The organism is Mycobacteroides immunogenum (assembly GCF_001605725.1).
Classification (GTDB): domain Bacteria; phylum Actinomycetota; class Actinomycetes; order Mycobacteriales; family Mycobacteriaceae; genus Mycobacterium; species Mycobacterium immunogenum.
Genome location: NZ_CP011530.1, coordinates 2324225 through 2345616, shown reverse-complemented (window position 1 = coordinate 2345616; position 21392 = coordinate 2324225). Strand labels below are relative to the sequence as shown.

Sequence of the window (21392 nt, the reverse complement as noted above, 5' to 3'; positions counted from 1 at the left end):
GAGTTGATGCCGAACACCCCTACCACCCGACTTACCGATGACGCGCTGGCCTTTCTGTCCGAGCGCCATCTGGCCATGCTGACCACACTGCGTCAAGACAACAGCCCCCATGTGGTGGCCGTCGGCTTCACTTTTGACCCCACTACCCACATCGCGCGGGTGATCACCACGGGCGGCTCGCAGAAGGCCATCAACGCCGAACGCGGCGGCCTCGCCGTACTCAGCCAGGTCGACGGAGCCCGCTGGCTCTCCCTGGAGGGCGCGGCCACCGTTGTCACGGAAAAGGAAGCGGTGCGTGACGCCGAGTTGCGTTACGCGCAGCGTTACCGCACGCCACGCGTGAACCCCAAGCGAGTGGTCATCGAGGTCAAGATCCAGCGGGTGCTGGGCTCCTCCGATCTACTGAACCGGACCGACAGCCCTAGCGAATAGGTACCACGGTCAGGCCGTGGGGCCGCAAATTTACAGATTCACAACCACTTTCGGTGACAACCACAATGTCCTCGATGCGTGCGCCCCATTGACCGGGGAAGTAGACGCCGGGCTCGATACTGAAGGCCATGCCGGGCTCCAAGACCAGGTCGTTGCCCTCCACGATGTAGGGCTCCTCATGCACCGATAGCCCAATGCCGTGCCCGGTGCGATGGACAAAGGCCTCCCCCATCCCTGCCTCGGTGAGCACCCGGCGCGCGGCGGCATCCACGGATTCGGCTGTCGCACCCGGGCGGGCGGCGTGAACCGCGGCTTGCTGCGCCTGTTCAAGAATGGAAATCCGTTGAGCAACATCGGGATCAGGATCACCAATGCTGTAGGTCCGGGTGCTGTCCGAGTTATAGCCCGGCTCATAGCTACCGCCGATATCAACCACCACGATGTCCCCGGCCCGCAGCTCCCGGTCCGAGCACTCGTGGTGCGGGTCGGCCCCGTGGGGTCCCGAACCGACGATGATGAAAGCCACCTCCGAATGGCCCTCGGCCACAATGGCTTCGGCGATATCCGCGGCCACCTGCGCCTCCGTACGTCCCGGAGCCAGCAGTTCGGGCACCAGCGCATGCACCCGGTCAATCGCGGCGCCCGCCTTACGCAGCGCATCGATCTCGGAGGCATCCTTGACCATCCGCAGTCGGCGCAGCACCCCGGTGGCCAGCACCGGCACCGTCCCGATCAGGTCCGTCAACGGGAGCAGATGCAATGCCGGCATGGATTCGGTGACGGCCACCGTTCCCGAGGACCCCAACGCCGCGCGCACCAGCTCATAGGGGTTCTCGCCGTCGACCCAGTCACTGATGGGGATATCCAAGTCTCCGATGGCTGAATCCCGCAGCGCCGCAAGCTCCATTCGGGGGGCGACCACGGTGGGCCGCCCCGAGGCCGGCACCACCAGCGCCGTGAGCCGCTCGAAGGTCTGCGCCCGCGACCCGGTGAGGTATCTCAGGTCGTAGCCGGGCGTGATGACCAGTCCACTGACCCCTGCCTTCACCGCCTCTTGCGCGGCGCGCCGCAGACGGTTGGCGTAGACATCGGATTCGAAACGCTGGGCTGCCATACGGTCCAGGCTATCTGGCATAGGTTGAGAGCCGTGTCAGAAGACCTCCACCGACCAGTCCTGCTCCTCGATGGCGCCAGCCTGTGGTTCCGTTCCTACTTCGGGGTCCCGGACTCCATCAAGTCCCCTGATGGCAGACCCGTCAACGCGGTCCGCGGCTTCCTCGACACCATCTCCCAGCTCATCACGCTGCATCGGCCGCATCGGCTGGTGGTGTGCCTGGATCTGGATTGGCGACCTGCCTGGCGGGTTGCCGCGATTCCGTCGTACAAGGCGCACCGGGTGGTGGAAGAAGAGCCCGACGGTGTCGTCGACGTCGAGGAGGTGCCCGACGAACTGACACCCCAGGTCGACATGATCGCCGCCATGCTGGACGCGTTCGGTATCGCCTCGGCCGGGGCCCCTGGTTTCGAAGCCGACGACGTACTGGGCACCCTCGCCGCCACCGAGCGCCGCGACCCCGTCATCGTGGTCAGCGGTGACCGCGACCTGTTGCAGGTCGTCACCGACGCCCCGGTGCCCGTCCGCGTCTTCTACATGGGGCGAGGATTCGCCAAGGCCACCTTGTTCGGCCCCGACGAAGTCTCCGAGCAGTACGGCGTGCCCGTCGAGCGTGCCGGCGCGGCCTACGCGGAGCTGGCCCTGCTGCGCGGCGACCCATCCGACGGCCTGCCCGGTGTCGCGGGCGTCGGTGAGAAGACAGCGGCCAAACTGCTCGCCGAGTACGGCTCGCTGGACGGCATCCTCGCCGCTGCCGATGATCCGAAATCCGGTCTGGCCAAGGCGGTCCGCGCCAAGCTGCAGGCGGCAACCGACTACATATGTGCTGCCGAGCCGGTGGTACGGGTCGCGGTGGACGCACCGGTGACAATCGACCGCGACAGCGACACGCTGCCGCTGACCGCGCGCGACCCGCAGCGCGTCGCCGAACTGGCTACCGAACTGGGCATCGGGTCGGCGGTCACCCGTCTACAGAAAGCGCTCGACGGTCTGCCCTAGCGATACAAAAACGCCGAGTGTGCGGATCTGCACACTCGGCGTTTTCGCGAAACCGGCTACTTGGGACGGCCTACCTCGTAGGTGCCCTTGTCGTTCTGGAAGGTCACGGTGACCTGACGCTTGGTGCCGTCGATGCTCACATCGCAGGTGAAGGTGGCGCCCTTCTTCACCTCGGGGTTGTTGCCGTCATTGCACTTGACGTCCTTGACGTTCTTGGCGCCGTACCCGTTGGTCTCATCGGTCAGGATCTTCGTCACGCCGTCCTGGGCCTTGTTGACATCCAGGGTCGTGGTCATCGCCCAACCGGGAGCCAGGAACGCGGTGACCAGCACCACGATCAGGATGACCGCGGCCGCGACGATGCCGCCGATGATCGCGATGGTCTTGGTGGACCGCTGCGGCTTACCGGCGCCGAACTGTGGGAACGGCTGCCCCTGCTGCTGTCCGTACTGGCCGGGGTATGCACCCTGCTGTCCGTACTGGCCCTGCTGGCCGTAGGCGCCGGGCTGCCCGAACTGACTCGGCTCACCGAATCCCTGGCCGGGCTGCTGACCGAACTGGCTCGGATCGCCGAAACCACCGCCCGGGAAACCAGGCTGCTGGTACTGCGGATACTGCTGTCCCTGACCGTAGGCGGGCTGCTGCCAACTCGGCTCGCCCTGCTGCGCCGGATCTGAGGATTGCGGTGTCTGCCAGGGCTCTTGGCCTTGCCCAGGTTGCGGCGCCCACTGTCCGCCGGGTTCCGTTCCCTGTGGACCGCTCATCGTTCCTCCCGTGTCGCGACCTTATGTTTCTTACCGGTGTGTAAGAGCGTGCTGACGCTCCACCTTAGCGTTTGCTCGACCTTATGTGCCATCAACGGCAACGACGCCACGCCGCACGTCGCCGACCGCCGTCTTCGCCGTGGAACGCAATGCGGCGTCGGGCGCAGCCTTGTGAATCTGGTCCAGCAGATCCACCACTTGCCGGCACCACCGCACGAAATCGCCTGCCGGCAGCGCGGTACCTGTGTCACCGGCCGCCGCCAACGACGCCGCCAAATCTCCCGTGGTGGCCCACCGGTAGACCGCGGCCACGAAGCCCTCATCGATCTCGCGCGTCGGCGCGAGATGGTGCAGCTGTTCGTCGCGCCGCAGCCGAGCCAGCGCCCGATGAGTCTCGGCGAGCGCGCCACGCAGCGCGGCCGTCGGCGCCTCTCCGGTCGGCGACACCGTGTCACCGCGGGACTCGTACAAGACCGCCGATGCCACCGCCGCCAGCTCCGCGGGTTTGAGCCCCGCCCACAGTCCGCGCCGCAGGCATTCGGCCACCAGCAGATCGCTCTCGCTGTAGATACGCGCCAGCAGCATGCCGTCCTCGGTGACCTTCATGCCGAGCTCGGAGCTGGCCTCGACATACCCACGTTCGGTGAGCAGCGTCAGAATGCGGTCGAAGGTGCGGGCCAGTGAATTGGTCGCGGCCGCCACCTTCTTCTGTAATTGGGCGTTGTCGCGTTCGATCCGCAGATAGCGCTCGCCGATACGCGCCAATTCCTCGCGCTTGGGGGCGTGATGCACTGAGTGTTCCCGAATTTCGCGCCGTAGCCGTTCCACATCGGCGTCGGCGTCTCCAGGAGAACCATCCGCGCGCCGCTTACCCACCGCCGGCCTGCGGACCCGGCCCTCGTCGAGTGCCGAGCGCAATGCCGACGCCACATCGCGGCGCACCTTGGGCTGACGATGCTCGACGCGCTTGGGCAGCGTCAGGGATCCCAGTGGTTCGGCCCCACCGGAATAGTCAGCCGATGAAATCCTGCCGGCCCAACGATGTTCGGTGAGAACCAACGGCCTCGGGTCGTCCTCGTCGTGGGCGGGCTCCAGCACCACGGCCACCCCATTGCGCCTGCCGTGCGGGATCGCAATGACGTCACCCCGCTTGAGGGCGGCCAGAGCCTCATTGGCCGCCCCGCGGCGTTCCAGCCGGGACGCCCGCGCGGCGGCCCGCTCACGTTCGGCGAGGCCGGCTCGCAGCCGGACATACTGCAAGACCGAACCATCATGCCCGTCAACCTCATTGGCGATCTCGTCGAGCATCTTCTGACCGCGCTCGATGCCGCGTACCAGGCCCACGACGGAGCGGTCGGCCTGGTATTGCGCGAACGATCGCTCCAGCAGTTCCCGAGCCGGATCCGGTCCCATCCGGTGCACCAGGTTGATCGTCATGTTGTAGGACGGCGCAAAGGAACTGCGCAGCGGGAAGGTACGGGTGGAGGCCAGACCGGCTATCTCGCTGGGCTCCAGCTCGGGCGTCCACAGCACGACGGCGTGTCCCTCGACGTCGATTCCGCGGCGGCCCGCCCGGCCCGTCAGCTGGGTGTACTCCCCAGGGGTCAGCGCGGCATGCTGCTCGCCGTTGAATTTGACCAGCCGTTCCAGCACCACTGTGCGCGCGGGCATGTTGATTCCCAATGCCAGTGTCTCGGTGGCGAACACCGCCTTCACCAATCCCTTGGTGAACAGCTCCTCGACGGTGTGGCGGAACACCGGGAGCATCCCCGCATGGTGCGCGGCGATACCGCGCAGCAGCCCCTCACGCCACTGCCAATACCCGAGCACATCCAGATCGGCCTCGGGCAGCCCTTCGGTGCGCCGGTCGATGATGGCGACGATCTCGTGCCGCTCCTGCTCCGTGGTAAGCCGCAAGCGGGACCGAAGACATTGCGACACAGCACCATCGCATCCGGCGCGGGAGAAGATGAAGGTGATCGCCGGGAGCAGGCCGTCCTCGTCGAGCCGCGTGATGACCTCGGGCCGCGACGGCGGACGGTACAGGGTGGGTGGGCGCCCACTGCGATCGTGCGGCCCCCGGCGGCGCGGGCGGTCGAAGTCCGCGAAGCGATCGGCCTGCCGGCGCTGGGCGATGTAGCGCGTGAGTTCCGGATCGACCTCGGTTTTCTTGCCGTCGTAATCGAACAGGTCGAACAGCCGCCGTCCCACCATGACGTGCTGCCACAACGGAACCGGGCGCGTCTCGTCGACCACCACGGTGGTATCGCCGCGCACCGTCTTGATCCAGCCGCCGAACTCCTCAGCGTTGCTCACCGTGGCCGAAAGGCTGGCCAGCGCGACGTCCTCGGGCAGGTGCAGGATCACCTCTTCCCACACCGCACCGCGGAACCGGTCGGCGAGGAAGTGCACCTCGTCCATGACGACATAGGAAAGACCATGCAGCGCTGGTGAATCCGCGTACAGCATGTTGCGCAGCACCTCGGTGGTCATCACCACCACCGGCGCGTCGGAGTTGATCGACGAGTCGCCGGTGAGCAGACCGACCTTTTCGGGTCCGTACACGGACACCAGATCGTTGTGTTTCTGGTTACTCAGCGCCTTGATCGGGGTGGTGTAGAAGCACTTACGCCCGGCGGCCAGCGCCAGGTGCACTGCGAACTCACCGACAATGGTCTTGCCCGCGCCGGTGGGCGCACAGACCAGCACGCCGTGCCCGTTCTCCAGTGCGGTGCAGGCGCGCACCTGAAATGGGTCGAGCGCGAAACTCAGCCCTTGCGAGAACGCGCTCAGTTGCGGCGTGGGGACTGTGGTCAACGTTCTTCACCCGAGAGGCTCATCATTTACCCCTGTTGTCGAACCGCTCGGGAGGACCGATCGGTTCGGGTGCGGCAATGGCTTCGGGGGCATCCAGCGCGGAGGCCTCGTCGTCGTTGAGCTGCTGCGCGGCCTCACGTCTTGCCTTGCGCTTGTCGTGTACCCGAGCGACCTGGATGGAGAACTCCAAGAGCAGCGTGAGCGCGAGCCCCAATGCCGTCATGGAGAACGGATCCGATCCCGGGGTCGCGAACGCGGCGAACACGAACAGGCCGAAGATCAGACCGCGGCGCCAGCTCTTGAGCTTGTCGTAGGAGATGATCCCGACGAAATTCAGCATGACGATCAGTAAGGGGAATTCGAAGCTGACCCCGAAGACCAGCAAGAGGTTGATCAGAAAGCTGAAGTACTCGTCGCCCTTGAGGCCGGTGACCTGAACATCGCTGCCCACGGTCAGCAAGAAGTGCAGCGCCTTGGCCAACACCAGGTAGGCCAGCAGCGCGCCCGCGACGAACAACACCGCCGCCGCCGTGACGAAGATGATCGCGAACCTGCGCTCATTGCGGTACAGGCCCGGGGTGATGAACCGCCAGATCTGGTACAGCCATACCGGACAGGCCAGCACCACGCCCGCCGTCAGGCCAACCTTGAGGCGCAGCATGAACTGTTCGAACGGCGCCGTGGCCAGCAGCCGACAGGCGCCGTCGGCACTGAGATTGGCCCGCGCGCTGGCCGGCAGCGAGCAATACGGTTCACGCAGCCACTCGCCCAGGCTCTCGAGGCCGAACATGGTGTGCTCGTACCAGACGAAACCGATGATGGTGGTCAGCAGGACAGCCGCCACCGAAATCAACAGGCGCGTGCGCAGCTCCTGCAGATGCTCGACGAGCGACATGGTGCCGTCGGGATTCTTGGGTTGTCGAGGACGTCCAGGCAGCCGAAGAGCACCCAGAACCTTATTCATAAACCATGACCTGTCCGGCCGGCCTATCTCGCGGGCAGACGCGGCTAGGCGGTGGGCTTGTGACCGGGAGTCGACTCGATCGGGGGTGCTTCCACCGCGACAGTAGGAGGCACTTGTTGCTGCTCCACGGCTTGCGGGGCACTCTCGGCGCTCTTCCCGTCGTTTTGCAGTTCCTTGACTTCCGACTTGAAGATCCGCAGCGACTTACCCAGCGAACGCGCGAGGTCGGGCAGCTTCTTAGCTCCGAAGAGCAGCGCGAATACGACGATTACGATTACCCAGTGCATGGGTTGTAGACCGCCCAATGTGGTCACCTCCAGACGTCGTGTATGCCCTGAATGCTACCCCAGGGCTGGTTGCGGTCAGCTGGCCTGATACGCCGCCAGCGCCGCGACCGCATCGGCGCGTACCCGCAGCGCCAGCGATTCCGGTGCCAGCACCCGGATGGCCGATCCGAAACCGAGGACCAGACGGGCCATCCAGTCTTCGGAGGCGTAGGTCATGGCGGCCTCCAGCGATCCATCGGGATGCTGAACCCCGGTCGGACGCATCGGGAAATAATCGAAAACCCAGGACGCGCTCGGACCGACGAGCACGGTTGCCGCCGGCAGCGAGGGGTCCGCCTCGAAGAGACCGGTGTCGGTGGCGGTCTGGACCGCGGGCTCCGGAGGCGCCGCACGCTGGTCGAGAACCTCGGCCTGCTCGATCCGGTCGAATCGGAACAGCCGCACGCCCTCCGAGGCGCGGCACCAGGCCTCCAGATAGCTGTGGTCCCCCACCACGGCGATCCGGATCGGGTCGACGATCCGCTCCGACAACGTGTCTCGCGACGCCGAGTAGTACTCGATGCGCAGCGCCTGCCCCTTGCGCACCGCCGAGCGCACCGCGGTCACCGCCTCAGATTCGACGGGGGCCGATAGCGGTGCGGGTGCGCCGTCGGTCGGGGCCGCACCCACAGCGTCCTCGATCTTGGCGATGGCACTGCGCGCGGCCTCGGGGTCCACGGTGCCGGGCATGTCCAGCAGCGCACGCAACGCGACCAACAATGCGGTCGCCTCGGGCGAGGTCAGGCGCAGCGGACGGTCGATGCCCGCCGAGAAGGTGACCTCGATGCTCTCCTCGGAAAAGGAAAGATCGATGAGATCTCCGGGACCGTAGCCGGGCAGTCCGCACATCCACAGCTGGTTCAGGTCAGCCATCAGTTGTTTGGTGGTCACGCCCAGATCCGCGGCGGCCTCGGCGGCACTGATGCCGGGATTGGCCTGGAAGTACGGAACCATGTTCAGCAGCCGCGTGAGCCTGTTCGACAGCTCCGTCATGCGATGACTCCTGCCTGCTCCTGAAGTCGGGCCACTACCTCGTCACGCACCTGCGCCGGTTCCAGCGCCACCGCGTCGGCACCGTGGGAGGCAATGGACCGAACCAGCCGATCCGGTGAAGCGACCTCGATCTCTACGACATCCCCGTCACGTTCTCCCAATCGGCGGGGTTCGACGACGGCACCCATGCGGCGCAGCTCCTGGGCACGGCCCTCGGCGATCCACACCCGCGCGGTGATCCGCACCGGACCGTCGCCCACCGCCGCGGCGACGATGGCACGCAGATCGGCGCCGTCCGGGCGGCGGACCGTCCCCGGTTTATCGAGTTTGGTGACGTCCTCCCCGATGCGCGACAACCGAAAGGTCCGGGTGGCGCCCCGATCCCGATCGTGTCCGACCAGATACCAGCGGCCACGATCGGTAACCACACCCCACGGCTCGACGGTGCGGGTGACGTAGGGCTCGGTACGCGAAGGCCGATGCCCGAACCGCACCGCCTGACCGGAGTCGATGGCGGACAACAGAACCCGCAACACCGATTCCGAACCCCGGCCACCCGGCATGGCAGCCGGGGCGGCCACCGAAACATTCTCGGCGGCGGGATCGACGTCGACGCCCGCGGCACGCAGTTTCATCAGTGCGCCCTGTGCGGCGGTGACCAGTTCGGGTGACTGCCACAACTGGGTGGCCACGGCGACGGCGGCGGACTCGTCGGCGGTCAGGGTGATATCGGACAGTTCGTAGGCGTCCCGGCGAATCCGGTAGCCCTCGGTCGCGTCGAAAGAGGACACCTTTCCCGTCTCCAGCGGGATGCCCAGGTCGCGCAGCTCGTTCTTGTCGCGCTCGAACATCCGGCTGAACGCCTCGTCGCTCGGCGAGTCCGAGTAACCGGCGACCGAGGTGCGGATTCGTTCAGCGGTGACGTAGGTGCGGGTGGACAGCAGGCAGATCACCAGGTTCATCAACCGCTCGACTTTGGAGATCGCCACGGCGGAAAGCTTAGAGGACGGCGAAAGTTTGTTCGAGAGGACGCGCGAACACCGAGAGCTGCGTTACGCAGCGAAAGGTCGAGTAGATCGCTGCATTTCGTCGATCTCGATGCGACAGCCCCGGCTCCGCAGCGCAGCGATCGTCCGCGCGATCCATGCACCGGGCAATTCTTCGGCGATGACGCGGATGACGATCCAGCCACGCTCCTCGAGCATGCGCAGTCGTGCCAGGTCTTTGACGCCGCACACCGCGCACCTTCGGATAACGCTCCGACAGTCCGGCAACCCCGTCGAGCGCGAAAACCTGGTTTCGCATCAGCGCGTCCAGACACCCCATGGCCCGGGCACGCGGCTGATAGCGGCCCAGATCGAACGCGGTGCGCACCCGGTTTGTCACCGGTACACCCGCATGCGGGTGACCTCATCGGCGCCGATGCGCTCATGCCGGGCGATGAGGCCCTCTTGCCTGCGGCATTTCACACTGACCAATTCGATCGGCACGTCGGGATCGACCCAGCTAGCGCCATGCAGACTCGAGGCCGCCAAGCCCGCGACCACTCCCCGGCGTCCCAAGGCCAGCCACGCCGCCACGGTCCTGTCCCGCAGGGTCGGTTCGGCGGATTTCGGGAGATAGACGCCACGAAAGATGGGCCGATAAAAGCGCTGCATGTGTGCATGCTGCACGGCGGCACCGACATAACTCGAGATCGACGTTTCGCAGCGAAAGTACGGGTAGATGCCTGCAAAAAGCAGCTCTCGACGGGCGGTGGGGCGGACTACATGCTGGCGATGAGGCGTTCCACCCGCTCGTCGACGGACCGGAACGGGTCCTTGCACAACACCGTGCGCTGCGCCTGGTCGTTGAGCTTGAGGTGCACCCAGTCCACCGTGAAATCGCGGCCGGCCTCTTGGGCGGCGGTGATGAAGTCACCGCGCAGTTTGGCCCGGGTGGTCTGCGGCGGCTGATCGACAGCGGCCTTGATCTCCTCGTCGGTGGTGACGCGGGCGGCCAGGCCTTTGCGCTGCAGCAGATCGAAGACGCCCCGGCCCCGCTTGATGTCGTGATAGGCCAGGTCCAGCTGGGCGATCTTGGGATCGGACAGCTCCATGTTGTAGCGGTCCTGGTAGCGCTGGAACAGCTTGCGCTTGATCACCCAGTCGATCTCGGTGTCGACCTTCGAGAAATCTTGGCTTTCAACGGCATCAAGCGTGCGGCCCCAGAGCTCGACGACCTGCTCGATCTGCTCGTTGGGCTCCCTGGTGTTGAGGTGTTCCACGGCCCGCGCGTGGTACTCGCGCTGGATGTCCAGGGCGCTGGCCTGACGGCCACCGGCGAGCCGGACGGGACGGCGACCGGTGAGATCGTGGCTGACCTCGCGGATCGCCCTGATCGGATTGTCCAACGAGAAGTCGCGGAACGCGACCCCCGACTCGATCATCTCCAGCACCAGCGCCGCGGTACCCACCTTGAGCATGGTGGTTGCCTCCGACATGTTGGAGTCACCGACGATGACGTGCAGACGCCGGTACTTCTCGGCGTCGGCATGTGGTTCGTCACGTGTGTTGATGATGGGACGGCTGCGGGTGGTCGCCGAGGACACGCCTTCCCAAATGTGTTCGGCACGTTGCGATAAGCAGTACGTCGCCGCCTTGGGGGTTTGCAACACCTTGCCCGCGCCACAGATCAGCTGGCGCGTGACCAGGAACGGCAGCAGCACGTCGGAGATCCGGGAGAACTCCCCCGCTCGCACGATCAGGTAGTTCTCGTGGCAGCCGTACGAATTGCCCGCGGAGTCGGTGTTGTTCTTGAACAGGTAGATGTCACCGCCGATGCCCTCGTCGGACAGGCGTTGCTCGGCGTCGATGAGCAGGTCTTCCAAAACGCGCTCCCCGGCGCGGTCGTGCGTGACCAGCTGCACCAGGCTGTCGCATTCGGCGGTGGCGTATTCGGGGTGACTGCCCACGTCGAGGTAGAGCCGGGCGCCATTACGCAGAAAGACGTTGGAGCTGCGGCCCCAGGACACCACACGGCGGAACAGGTAGCGGGCGACCTCGTCGGGACTCAGTCGCCGGTGGCCGTGGAATGTGCACGTAACGCCGAACTCCGTCTCGATCCCCATAATTCGACGTTGCACACCATCGAGCCTACTGGGTGACGCCACCTACAGCGGGGAGGCTGGCCTTTCTCGGCCCCTTCTGTCTGGGTATCTCAGCAGCATCAGCGGCGATCCGATACGGTTCGGAACGGGTTGGGCCCGGTTCCGTCCGCGCCGTATTGGCACACAACGACAGGTTTCGACGATGCATATAGCGCTGTTCACCGATCTTCACCCCGAGAGCCTGGGCGGGGCGCAGATCTCGGTGGCCCGGCAACGTCACGGGCTGGAACGGCTGGGACACAAGGTGACGGTGTTCACCGCACCGCTGGCGCACACCGTCGACCCGGACCCGAACGTGGTCGAGGTCAAGCCGGTGCCGTTCGTCGCCGAGGCCATGCGCAAACTGGGCAAGCACGACGACTTCACCTTCGTGTGGCCGGGAGCGGCGAACCGCGAACTGATCGATCGGGAGCTGCGTGCCCGTGGGCCCATCGACATCATCCACAGCCAGGGCGACTTGGGTGTCTGCATCGCCGGCGTGGAGGCCGCGCGCCGCAACGGCATCCCGGTGGTACAGACCAAGCACACCCGGTACGACGTGTACTTCGAAAAGGCCAGCCCCAATCCGCTGTTGCTGGCCTGGATTTTCAGCCAGATGCAGGAGCGCCACCTGCCCAAGGATTTCCACCTGACGACGGTGCAGGAATCCGCGGCATCGCGGCGGGCCTGGCAGCTGATGATGGCGCAGGCGCAGGCGGTGGACCACGAGATCACCCCGACGACGCATTTCGCGCAGGCCCTCACCGACCGCGGTCTGCGCCGGCCCGTTTCGGTGGTGTCCAACGGCGTTGACGACGAGCTAGTGGACATCGCCCGCGAGGCCGCGGACGACAAGCCCACCGATGACGAGCCGCTGCGGTTGATCTGGTGCGGACGACTCTCTCCCGAGAAGCGCGTGTTGGAGGCCGTACAGGCCGCCACCCAGGTCACGAACTGTGTCATGGACATCTACGGCGACGGCCACCTTGAAGGCGCCATCAAGAAGTACGTCGATTCGCACGGCGCCTCCAACCGCATCCGGCTACGCGGGCGGGTCAGTCAGGACAGCTGCCTGGCGGCGATGGGAGCGAGCAGCGCGCTGCTGTTCACCTCGTACGGTTTCGACACCCAGGGACTGGTTCTGCTGGAGGCGATTTCGATGTCGACTCCGGTCATCTTCTGCGACGAGATCCTCGGCGAATCGGTGCCCGAGGGCGGCGGGCTGGTTACCGAGAACGAATCCGTCGAGGCGATCGCGAAGGCCATCCGCGTCCTGGCCGATGACCGCGCCAAACTGCGGCAGATGACGGAGGTGGTGGCCGCACATCAGGATGAGCCCCGGCAATCACTGCAGACCGAGAAGATCGTCGCCATCTACAACGATGTGTTGCAGAAGGCCAACGCTTGACCCGGTAGAGCCGCATAGGCTGGTCGGGTGGATTTCTCCGACTACTCCCAATACGACGCCACCGGCCTAGCCGAACTGGTCGCCACCAAGCAGGTCACCCCCGCCGAGCTGCTCGCCGCCGCCCGCGCTCGCGCGGCAGAGGTCAATAGCGAGATCAACGCGATAGTCCGAACCATCCCCGAAGCCGACCAGCAGGCCGAGGGTGATCTGACGGGGCCATTCGCCGGTGTGCCGTTCCTCATCAAGGATCTGGGCCAGGACTACCAGGGCCACCCGACGTCGGGTGGATGCCGGGCGCTGTCCGCCCTGCCCGCGCCGGAGCACTCCACCATCGTGCGGCGCTGGCTCGACGCCGGCCTGGTCATCTTCGGCAAGACCAACACCCCCGAGTTCGGCTCCAAAGGCATCACCGAGCCGGAACTCTTTGGGGCGAGCCGTAATCCGTGGGATGTGAGTCGCACACCGGGCGGCTCCTCGGGCGGCTCCGCCGCCGCGGTCGCCGCCGGGATCGTGCCGGTGGCCGGCGCCAGCGATGGCGGTGGCTCGATCCGGATCCCCGCCGGATGTTGCGGTTTGGTCGGTCTCAAGCCTGGCCGGGGTATCACGCCCATGGGCCCAACGGCAGGCGAGCCCATGCACGGCGCGGCGGTCAACGGCACCGTCTCGCGTACCGTCCGCGATACCGCGGCCATGCTCGACGTCATCGCCGGACCCGAGTCCACATCGCCGTATCTGCCTGCGATTCCCAAGGATTCGTATGCGTCGCAGGTCGGCCGCGATCCGGGCAAGCTCAGGATCGGAGTACGCATCCCGACGGTGATCACCCCGAACCCCGATCCGGCCGCGGTGGCCGCTGTGGAGTCGGCGGTCCGCCTGTTGACCCACCTGGGCCACGAGGTGGAGGAGGTGAGCGCCCCATACGACGACGGCCAACTCGCCCGCGATTTTCTGCTGACGTGGTTCGTGAACGCCGCCTACGAGGTGGACTACACCAAGAAGCTGACCGGTGCCGGCGACGAGGGATTCGAGCGCGACACACTACTCATCGCGGCACTGGGACGTACCACAAGTGGTCCCGATTATGTTGCGGCAGTGGAGCGCCGGCATGACTATGTGCGAGAGCTGGCGACGTTCTTCGACAGCTACGACCTGCTGCTCACCCCGACCCTCGCCAAGGCTCCACCGCGGATCGGCGAGTTCGACCTGCCGGCGCCGGTGGCCGCCGTGTCGGATCTGCTGCTGCGCACCAAGACCGCCCGGGTGCTCAAGTACGCGAACATCGTCGACAGCATGATCAACGACAACCTCGGCTGGGTTCCCTATACCCAGTTAGCGAATCTCACTGGACGCCCCGCGATTTCACTGCCGTTGTATCAGACCCCGAAGGGCCTGCCGCTCGGCGTGCAGTTTGTCGCCCCGCTCGGCGGCGAATCGCTGCTCATTCGGCTGGCCGCTCAGCTCGAGGCGACCGAGCCATGGGCACACCGGCGCCCCACCCTCTAGCGCGGTAGTCTGGACGCCGGGCGTGCAGGAGCGCCCGGTGTCCGCCCGAAGAGGCTCAGCCTCCCTGCCTTCCTTGAACTGGTTACCGACCTCTTCTCGCCCGGCCTCGCGGACATCGGGTTCACGAGAGGAGGCCGTCATGGCCAGCACCCTTCCCACCAATCCGTCGTTGGATCGCATTCGCGATGACGCGCGCGCCCTGCAGCGCGCGGTGCGCGCGGCCCGTCCCGAAGCATTCGAGACGGTGCGCCAACACCATCCGCGTCCCGATCTCGCCTTGGCGGGTCAGCGGTTCGCATTGCACGATGCCCAGTTGACGATGGCCAGGCGCTACGGATTCACCGGCTGGCCCGCGCTTGTGCACTATCTGAACCTGGCCGCCGAGCTGAGCACCGATCCGGGCGCGGTACCTGAATCCGGCCTGGCCGCGGCCGATCGATTCTGTGCCCTTTCCTCATTGCGGTACCGCGAGGACGACGCACCACCACGCTGGCAGGCGGCGGCAGACCTCGTCACCGCGGATCCGGCGCTGGTGCAAGGACACATCTGGGCGGCCGCTGCCGCGGCCGACCCAGCCGCGCTCGCACGGCACCTCGCCGTCCACCCGCACCTCGCGGCGACCGCCGGTGGTCCGTACCAATGGCTTCCACTGATGTACCTGTGCTACAGCCGCGCACCGTTGGGCCGCACCCTGAGTGACACATTGGCTGCGGCACGCATACTGCTGGATGCCGGTGCCGACCCCAATTCGGGATACCTCTGGTGTGGGATGTCCACTCCCTTCACAGCGCTGACCGGAGTGTTCGGCGAGGGCGAGCAGGGGCCAGGACGCCAGCCACGTCACCCGTTCGCCGAGGAACTGGCCACCTTGTTGCTGCGACACGGTGCCCACCCGGTGGATCAGCAGACCCTCTACAACCGGATGTTCCGGCCCGACAATTCTCATCTCGAGCTGCTCTTCGCCCACGGCTTGGCCGATGCCGGCCCGAGCCCATGGGAGCGCCGCCTGGGTGAGGCCATGGAGAGCCGCCAGCAGATGTGGCAGCGGCAGATCGACTGGGCCGCCGCCCACGGATTCGCCGAGCGGCTGGATCTGCTCGCTCGCCACGGGATCGACACCGCAGGAGCGACTCTGGTGCCCCGCACCTTTCCCGTCGACGTCAACGCCCGCGACGAGGACGGAGCTACTGCGCTGCACGAGGCCGCCTGGGCGGGCGACCTGGCACTGATCGGTCGGCTGCTGGACGCCGGGGCCGATCCCACGGTCACCGATTTACGTTATGGGTCAACACCACTGGAATGGGCCGAGCACGCCTATCAGCTCGCGGCTGCGGAACTACTGCGCAGCCGTACCGGCGGCTAGTCCGCGGCGTACACCGCGTCCCGTACCTCGACGGTCAGCGCACCCGTCATGCCCTCGTAGGCCGTGTTCGTCAGGAGCAGCACGGACAATCCGTGGGCGGCATCCACAAACCAGCTGTGCCCATAAACTCCACCCCAGCCGATTGTGCCCGCGCCCTGGGGGCTGTCGGCAGCGTCCGGATCGGACAATACGGCGCCGCCGTAGCCGAATCCCCAACCCGGTCCTCGGGTTTGAGCCTGTGGTCCCACATGATCGGTCCGCATCAACGTGCGCAGGCCGTCTGCCAGGAAGCCGTCTCCGGCACGGATCGCTTCCAGCAGGAGCAGTACATCATCAGCGGTGCCGTACATCCCGGCGCCACCCGAGGGATACGCCTCCGGGCGCACCACCCGCGATGGACCGAAACGCACCGCGACACCGATCCCCTCCGGCAGAGGCACACTGGCGTTTTCGGCGATCCGGAACGGTTCGGGTTCGCCATTGGCGTAGGGCACCGCAAAGCGGGTCAGATCGCGGGCCACGAAACCCGATTCACGCATGCCGAGCGGGGAGGCGACCAGCTTCTCGACGGCCCGGTCCAGGGGCAGACCGGTCGCGTTCTCCACCACCGCACCCAGCACGTCGAGTGCCAAGGAGTACCGCCAGGCACTGCCCGGCGGGAACTGCAGCGGTGCCGCTGCCAGTCGCCGCAGGTTCTCCCGCAGATCGAAATCGACCACATCGATACCGTCAGATATGCCCAGTGCGTGGAATGGCGATTCGGGCTCTTCCAGCAATCCATAACTCAAACCTGCTGTGTGGGTGAGCAAGTGATGAATGGTCAGGTCCGGCGTGGTGCCGTCCGCAAGACTCGGTGTGAAGTCGGGCAGCCAGCGCGTGACGGGATCATCGAGCCGGATGACCTCATCACCGACCAGCCGCAGAACCGCGAGAGTGACGATCGGCTTGGTCACCGAGGCGAGCCGGAACAGCGTGTCCGCCCGCATCGGCACGGATTCCTCACGATCCGCGAGCCCATGGGCGCGGCGGTACTGGATCTCGCCGTCTCGGGCGACAACCGCCACAGCGCCCACGACCCGGCGCTCCCGCAGTGCGGCCCCGAAGACCTCGTCAAGCCGTTCGGCGAGTGTGGAATCGCTACCCATGGGGCAACTCTAGGCAGCCGCGGCCTTCACCGCACGACCCACTTCGGTACGCAGTTCGGCGTATTCGGGGGAACGCCGTAGATCGTCGGGATCGATGCCGGTCCTGGGCAGTTCCACGGGAATGTCCAGTGCGACCTGCCCCGGCCGGCGGGTCAGTACCACGATGCGCGATCCGAGAAAGGCGGCTTCGTCGGCGCTATGCGTGACGAATACCGTCGTGCGGCCCGACTCGGCGCTGACCTGGCGGACATCCTCTTGCAGACGCTCACGGGTAAGGGCGTCAAGCGCGGCGAACGGCTCGTCCAGAAGAAACAGCGGCGTCTCCGCGGCGAGCGCACGAGCAATCGCGACCCGTTGCTGTTGGCCACCGCTGATCTCCCAGATACGGCGCCCCGCAGTACCTTCCAGACCGACACGGGCGAGCAACTGATCCCGCCGCTGTGCCCACCGCTCGCGCGGAACCTTTGCGTACTTCAACGCGAGCTCGACATTGCCTCCCACGGTGCGCCACGGAAACAGCCGGGGCTGCTGGAACACCACACCGGAGGTGATGCCCGGTGTCGGCACCCCACCGGCCACGTGCACGGCCCCTTCGCTGGGCGATTCGAACCCGGCCAACAGCCGCAGCAAGGTGCTCTTGCCGCAGCCGGAGGCTCCCACCAGGACGAGGAATGTGCCCGGCTCGACGGTCAGGTCCACCGGGCCCAGTGCTGTGGTCTTGGCCGCGCCGCTGCCATAGCTGTGGGTGACCCCGCTGATCCGAATCGATCCGGTATCGCGTGCCTGGACGGCGGAGTCCACTTCATCGACCAATGACATCGGGTAGACCCTTCGTGTAGACAGCATTCTCGAATGTCGAAAGCGGCGCCGCAGCCGGTATCTGTTTCTGATCGGCCAGGAACTGCGAAGCGCTCTGCAGATCTACCGCGATGTGCCCCGGCTTACCTTGTTCACCAAGCCATTTCGCCGACCCGATCTCCTCCGGAGTCAGGTAGATACCCTGCTTGAGCTGATCGGCCACCTCCTGCGGGGTGAGCCCGTTTTCGGCGGCGATCGCCTTGGCCGCCGTGCTCGGATCATCGTGGATGAGCCGGACTGCCCGCGCCTGCTGCCTGCGCCACGCATCGACCACATCGGGACGCGTATCGGCGAACGCATTGGCCACCACGGCCAGATCCAGGGTGGGTCTGCCGTCGGCCGCCAGCTGGCGGCTGGTGATCAGATCCTTGCCGTTCTTCCGCACCTGGTCGACAGTAGGTAGCCAGGTGTAGACGGCATCCACGTCGCCGCGGTCGAAGGCGGCCAGCGCGGCCTGCGGTTGCAGGTCTACGAGACGAACATCGTTCGCCGACAAGCCGTTCTGGGCCAGCGCGGACAGCAGACTGTAGTGCGCGGTGGAGGCGAATGGGGTCCCGACACGTTTACCCTTGAGCCCCGCGATCGTCGTCACGCCACTGTGATTGCTGGCCACCAGCGCCTCATTGTCACCGGCCACGTCAAGGACGAAGGCCACCCGGTACGGAATGTTCAGGGGCGCCGAGAGCCCCCGCGCGAAGGGGCTCGATCCCAGCGCCCCGAAATCGAGCTCCCGGGCGATGAAGGCGGTGTTGATGTCGGCACCCGAGTCGAACCGGGTCCACTTGATGTTGTATTCCGGCAACGCCGTTTCCAGCCAACGGTTTTGCTTGACCACAAGGTCACCGCTGGGGAAGTTCTGGTAACCGATCCGGATGGTCGGCTTACTGCTGTCCAGACCGGAGTGATCGATCGCGCAGCCCGACAACGCCACGATCGCCACCGCGAGCGTGGCCGCGAGGCGACCCAACCTCATATCTTTCCCCGCCACGGCACCGCGCGGCGCTCGACCGCGCGCAGGGCGGCATCGATGACCAGTCCTGAGATCCCGATGGAGAAGATCCCGACCAGCACCACGGGCGTGTTGTTGTAGTTACTAGCATCCTTGACCAGCCCACCGACGCCGGGTATGCCGTTGAAGAGTTCCGCGGCGACCACCGACGAGTAGGCCATGCCCACCGCGAGCCGCACCCCGGTGAACGTCTCGGGCAGTGCTGCGGGGATCACCACGTCACGGGTCACCTGCCACCGCGACGCACCCAGCGCGCGGGCCGCCTCCACCAGCCCAACCGGTGCCGCCACCACTGCCGCCGTGGTCGCGACGGCTGCGGGCGGCAGTGCTGCCAGCGCGAGCAGGGTGATCTTGGGGGCCTCGTCGATGCCCAGCCAGATCACCAACAGGAAGAAGTAGGCCAGCGGTGGCAACGTGCGCAGGAAAGTCAGCCACGGCTCCAGGACGCTGCGCACCCAACCGACCGATCCCATCAGCAGGCCGAGCAGCACGCCGGCGGTGACGCCGATCAGAACGCCGAACAGCAAGCGCCGCAATGTCATATACAGGTGCTCGGCCAAAAGATAGCCGCCGTACCCATGCACGCCGTCGTGATTGGTGGATACCTCGATAAACGCGTGCCACACGCTGCTCGGGTACGGCACGAAGGTCTGGTTCCAGATCCCACTGGCGGCCGCCAGCTGCCAGATGCCGATGAACACGATCACGGAAAGCAGCGGGAGGGCGGCCCGCGTCAACCGGATGCGCCACTGCGACGGACTAGCAGCGGCTTCTGGGGCGGGTGACTCGTCGGGGACGATGTCGACGAAAACAGACACTATGCGGAGAACTTTCTGTGACTAGGCGCTAGGGAACGGCGTCAGATAACAGCAGCAATCAGCAGATAGTGTCGAAGGCACCTGGTATTGATACCCGCGCAAACCCACCGTCTCAAGGGTCCGGCTCAGCGCGAACGAAACCCCCGCCGCGGTGGTGGGTCGAACTCGTCCGCGCAGTCGCTGTCCCACAGGCCGATGACCGGGGCCGACGCCTTGGGCAGGTCGCCGAGCAGTTCTCGGGTGTTGTCGGCATTCACCAGATACGGCGGGCTGAAGTGCTCGTTCTCATCGCCCCGCCGCTGGGTTGCCTGCGGCGGATACGCACCCATCATCGGCATCAGGGCGCCCAGCGACCGACTCCCCACCCCACCGCCCAGACCTCCCACGCTTGTCACGGCTTGTCCGGCTTGTCCGGGACCAAACGCCGGCAATCGATCGGGTGACAACGTCCCCCGTGGGGTGGGCGGTGCCGATTCGTACCCGGCGCTATGGGTGGGCCCCTCACGCCAAAGCGGATCACGCATCCAGTTCTGGTCGGCGTAGACGTCGTCTTCACCGAGGTCGCCGTACCCTGCGACGGGCGCTGATCCCATCCCAGAACCCATGCCCGGGAACGGTTTCCCCGGAATTCCCGTCACGGTGAGCGGTATCGACGACGGTATAGCCGCAGCGCCCTGGGGCGCCGTCTGTGGATTCGGCTCTTGCTCGCCCAGTCCCCAGCGCGCCAGAAATTCCCCGGCCCGCTCGGCTTGTTCGTCGGGATGTCGCTCTGGCTCCGACTCGGCCGCGATCGCCTCAGGCCCGGCGCCGAAGCGGAGCCGTTCTCGGGGACCCGTCAGCTCGGCAACCGCGTTGCCGGCCTGTATGGCCGGGGTGCTGTATACGGTTTGCACCTGCGCCTGGGCCTGCTGCCACAGGCTCAACTGCTCGGCGAACGGAGTACCCCAGCGCGGGATGTCGCCCAATTTGTGGGCCAGGACCGGCACGGGCGGGGGTGAGATCTGTTCTTGCAGTTCGCCCGTGGCCTGGGCCAGCACATCGAGGCCGGAAGACAGCGTGTAGGCCTTGTCTAGGGCCGCGCGTGAGTTTTCGACGTAGGCACGCATGGTGCCCAGCGCCGCCCGTGCGCCGGGACCGCTCCAACCGTCCTCGATCGTGACCGTCACATCCGCAAGAAAGGTCGCGAATAACGAATCCAGTGTCCCGAGAGTGTCTTTCCATTCCCCGGCGAGGCGTTTGATGTCCTGTGGCGCCAGTCGTGCCTGCATATCCATGATCGACTCGTGGCTCCACTTGTCGCTGTGCCACTCATCGGGACGTACGGTCGCGGTCATCTCATCGCCTCCTGCGAGTTGTCCGCGGCGCACGCATCGGCTTCCACGTAGGCGTCGCCGATGCGGCGAAAGGTCTCGGCGAACTCGGTCAGCACCGATCGGTGCTGTTCGAGGACGGCGACAAGTGATCCCGACGGCGCGTGGACGGCATCGTGAACGACCCGGCGCCACCCTCGGCCTTCCTCGCAATCGCCGAAGATGGCGTGATTGACGGGCGCGAAGGTGCCCAGGTGCGCGATCATCCCCGCGAATGCGCTGCGCAACAGCTCGCAGCGCGTGGCCAGCTCTTCGCACGTGCCGTCGGCGAGCCGCAGCGTCGCGAGATCGATATACGTGTCCGGTTCCGCATCGGGCATGACGGCTCCTACCTGGGCTAAACGGGTTTGTTAGCAGGTAGGACCACATCCACACGCATCCG

General features: G+C 66.2%; 19 protein-coding genes and 1 pseudogene. 5 read left to right on the top strand and 15 right to left on the bottom strand.

The features are described 5' to 3' along the window. Positions 1-6: 6 nt before the first annotated feature. Entirely contained in the window at positions 7-432 is a 426-nt protein-coding gene (locus ABG82_RS11620; protein WP_043079136.1) for a F420-dependent biliverdin reductase, read from the top strand. On the opposite strand, the gene ABG82_RS11615 is transcribed toward ABG82_RS11620, so the two are convergent. After that, a complete protein-coding gene (locus tag ABG82_RS11615; protein ID WP_043079179.1) occupies positions 422-1546 on the bottom strand; it encodes a M24 family metallopeptidase in 1125 nt (374 codons plus the stop codon). The genes ABG82_RS11620 and ABG82_RS11615 overlap by 11 nt on opposite strands. 60 nt (positions 1547-1606) lie before the next feature. On the opposite strand from ABG82_RS11615, the gene ABG82_RS11610 reads away from it, so the two are divergent. Continuing rightward, a complete protein-coding gene (locus tag ABG82_RS11610; protein ID WP_043079178.1) occupies positions 1607-2545 on the top strand; it encodes a 5'-3' exonuclease in 939 nt (312 codons plus the stop codon). Positions 2546-2601: 56 nt separating this feature from the next. Here the strand turns inward: ABG82_RS11610 and ABG82_RS11605 are convergent, their stop codons facing one another. The 8 genes and pseudogenes from ABG82_RS11605 to pafA all read right to left on the bottom strand — a co-directional run bounded on the left by ABG82_RS11605 (position 2602) and on the right by pafA (position 11533). Beyond that, positions 2602-3309: a DUF4333 domain-containing protein gene (locus ABG82_RS11605; protein WP_043079135.1), complete on the bottom strand. Its 708-nt coding sequence runs from the start codon at positions 3307-3309 to the stop codon at positions 2602-2604. Positions 3310-3390: 81 nt separating this feature from the next. Continuing rightward, a complete protein-coding gene (locus tag ABG82_RS11600; RefSeq protein WP_043079134.1) occupies positions 3391-6126 on the bottom strand; it encodes a DEAD/DEAH box helicase in 2736 nt (911 codons plus the stop codon). A gap of 22 nt (positions 6127-6148) precedes the next feature. Further along, on the bottom strand, positions 6149-7090 hold the full coding sequence (gene tatC / locus ABG82_RS11595; RefSeq protein WP_078343456.1) for a twin-arginine translocase subunit TatC: 942 nt from the start codon (positions 7088-7090) through the stop codon (positions 6149-6151). A gap of 44 nt (positions 7091-7134) precedes the next feature. Beyond that, positions 7135-7395, bottom strand: coding sequence for a Sec-independent protein translocase subunit TatA (gene tatA, locus ABG82_RS11590; protein ID WP_043079177.1), 261 nt, complete (start codon positions 7393-7395; stop codon positions 7135-7137). A gap of 57 nt (positions 7396-7452) precedes the next feature. Then, positions 7453-8409, bottom strand: a complete 957-nt coding sequence (locus ABG82_RS11585) for a helix-turn-helix transcriptional regulator (RefSeq protein ID WP_043079132.1) — start codon at positions 8407-8409, stop codon at positions 7453-7455. Next, the gene (locus ABG82_RS11580) at positions 8406-9398 is read right to left on the bottom strand and encodes a helix-turn-helix transcriptional regulator (RefSeq protein WP_043079131.1); all 993 of its coding nucleotides are present in this window, start codon (positions 9396-9398) and stop codon (positions 8406-8408) included. The genes ABG82_RS11585 and ABG82_RS11580 overlap by 4 nt, the downstream gene beginning before the upstream one ends. A 63-nt stretch (positions 9399-9461) precedes the next feature. After that, positions 9462-10067, bottom strand: a pseudogene (locus tag ABG82_RS11575) (hypothetical protein). 107 nt (positions 10068-10174) lie between these two features. Beyond that, positions 10175-11533, bottom strand: a complete 1359-nt coding sequence (gene pafA, locus ABG82_RS11570) for a Pup--protein ligase (RefSeq protein WP_109475852.1) — start codon at positions 11531-11533, stop codon at positions 10175-10177. A gap of 166 nt (positions 11534-11699) precedes the next feature. On the opposite strand from pafA, the gene ABG82_RS11565 reads away from it, so the two are divergent. The 3 genes from ABG82_RS11565 to ABG82_RS28450 all read left to right on the top strand — a co-directional run bounded on the left by ABG82_RS11565 (position 11700) and on the right by ABG82_RS28450 (position 15810). Continuing rightward, the gene (locus ABG82_RS11565; RefSeq protein ID WP_043079129.1) at positions 11700-12944 is read left to right on the top strand and encodes a glycosyltransferase; all 1245 of its coding nucleotides are present in this window, start codon (positions 11700-11702) and stop codon (positions 12942-12944) included. A gap of 27 nt (positions 12945-12971) precedes the next feature. After that, positions 12972-14447 (top strand): amidase, encoded by a 1476-nt coding sequence (locus ABG82_RS11560; protein ID WP_043079128.1) that lies wholly within the window; start codon positions 12972-12974, stop codon positions 14445-14447. A gap of 139 nt (positions 14448-14586) precedes the next feature. Then, positions 14587-15810, top strand: a complete 1224-nt coding sequence (locus ABG82_RS28450) for an ankyrin repeat domain-containing protein (protein WP_043079127.1) — start codon at positions 14587-14589, stop codon at positions 15808-15810. Here the strand turns inward: ABG82_RS28450 and ABG82_RS11550 are convergent. From ABG82_RS11550 to ABG82_RS11525, 6 genes are all read right to left on the bottom strand, one after another. Further along, positions 15807-16955, bottom strand: a complete 1149-nt coding sequence (locus ABG82_RS11550; RefSeq protein ID WP_043079126.1) for a serine hydrolase domain-containing protein — start codon at positions 16953-16955, stop codon at positions 15807-15809. The genes ABG82_RS28450 and ABG82_RS11550 overlap by 4 nt on opposite strands. A 9-nt stretch (positions 16956-16964) precedes the next feature. Continuing rightward, on the bottom strand, positions 16965-17774 hold the full coding sequence (locus ABG82_RS11545) for an ABC transporter ATP-binding protein (RefSeq protein WP_043079125.1): 810 nt from the start codon (positions 17772-17774) through the stop codon (positions 16965-16967). Continuing rightward, positions 17758-18786, bottom strand: a complete 1029-nt coding sequence (locus tag ABG82_RS11540) for a taurine ABC transporter substrate-binding protein (RefSeq protein WP_043079124.1) — start codon at positions 18784-18786, stop codon at positions 17758-17760. The genes ABG82_RS11545 and ABG82_RS11540 overlap by 17 nt, the downstream gene beginning before the upstream one ends. Next, positions 18783-19640, bottom strand: a complete 858-nt coding sequence (locus ABG82_RS11535) for an ABC transporter permease (RefSeq protein WP_043079123.1) — start codon at positions 19638-19640, stop codon at positions 18783-18785. Before ABG82_RS11535 ends, ABG82_RS11540 begins: the two co-directional genes overlap by 4 nt. Positions 19641-19765: 125 nt before the next feature. Further along, the gene (locus tag ABG82_RS11530; protein WP_043079122.1) at positions 19766-20974 is read right to left on the bottom strand and encodes a hypothetical protein; all 1209 of its coding nucleotides are present in this window, start codon (positions 20972-20974) and stop codon (positions 19766-19768) included. Further along, positions 20971-21330 (bottom strand): hypothetical protein, encoded by a 360-nt coding sequence (locus tag ABG82_RS11525; protein ID WP_043079121.1) that lies wholly within the window; start codon positions 21328-21330, stop codon positions 20971-20973. Before ABG82_RS11525 ends, ABG82_RS11530 begins: the two co-directional genes overlap by 4 nt. Between the last annotated feature and the right edge of the window lie 62 nt (positions 21331-21392).

What these genes read in the sequence shown, in the direction of transcription:
- ABG82_RS11545 (WP_043079125.1), bottom strand. Translation starts at nt 17,774, where the DNA reads ATGTCATTGGTCGATGAAGTGGACTCCGCCGTCCAGGCACGCGATACC.
- ABG82_RS11565 (WP_043079129.1), top strand. Translation starts at nt 11,700, where the DNA reads ATGCATATAGCGCTGTTCACCGATCTTCACCCCGAGAGCCTGGGCGGG.
- ABG82_RS28450 (WP_043079127.1), top strand. Translation starts at nt 14,587, where the DNA reads ATGGCCAGCACCCTTCCCACCAATCCGTCGTTGGATCGCATTCGCGAT.
- ABG82_RS11585 (WP_043079132.1), bottom strand. Translation starts at nt 8,409, where the DNA reads ATGACGGAGCTGTCGAACAGGCTCACGCGGCTGCTGAACATGGTTCCG.
- ABG82_RS11525 (WP_043079121.1), bottom strand. Translation starts at nt 21,330, where the DNA reads ATGCCCGATGCGGAACCGGACACGTATATCGATCTCGCGACGCTGCGG.
- ABG82_RS11615 (WP_043079179.1), bottom strand. Translation starts at nt 1,546, where the DNA reads ATGGCAGCCCAGCGTTTCGAATCCGATGTCTACGCCAACCGTCTGCGG.
- ABG82_RS11605 (WP_043079135.1), bottom strand. Translation starts at nt 3,309, where the DNA reads ATGAGCGGTCCACAGGGAACGGAACCCGGCGGACAGTGGGCGCCGCAA.
- ABG82_RS11530 (WP_043079122.1), bottom strand. Translation starts at nt 20,974, where the DNA reads ATGACCGCGACCGTACGTCCCGATGAGTGGCACAGCGACAAGTGGAGC.
- ABG82_RS11540 (WP_043079124.1), bottom strand. Translation starts at nt 18,786, where the DNA reads ATGAGGTTGGGTCGCCTCGCGGCCACGCTCGCGGTGGCGATCGTGGCG.
- ABG82_RS11550 (WP_043079126.1), bottom strand. Translation starts at nt 16,955, where the DNA reads ATGGGTAGCGATTCCACACTCGCCGAACGGCTTGACGAGGTCTTCGGG.
- ABG82_RS11620 (WP_043079136.1), top strand. Translation starts at nt 7, where the DNA reads ATGCCGAACACCCCTACCACCCGACTTACCGATGACGCGCTGGCCTTT.
- tatC (WP_078343456.1), bottom strand. Translation starts at nt 7,090, where the DNA reads ATGAATAAGGTTCTGGGTGCTCTTCGGCTGCCTGGACGTCCTCGACAA.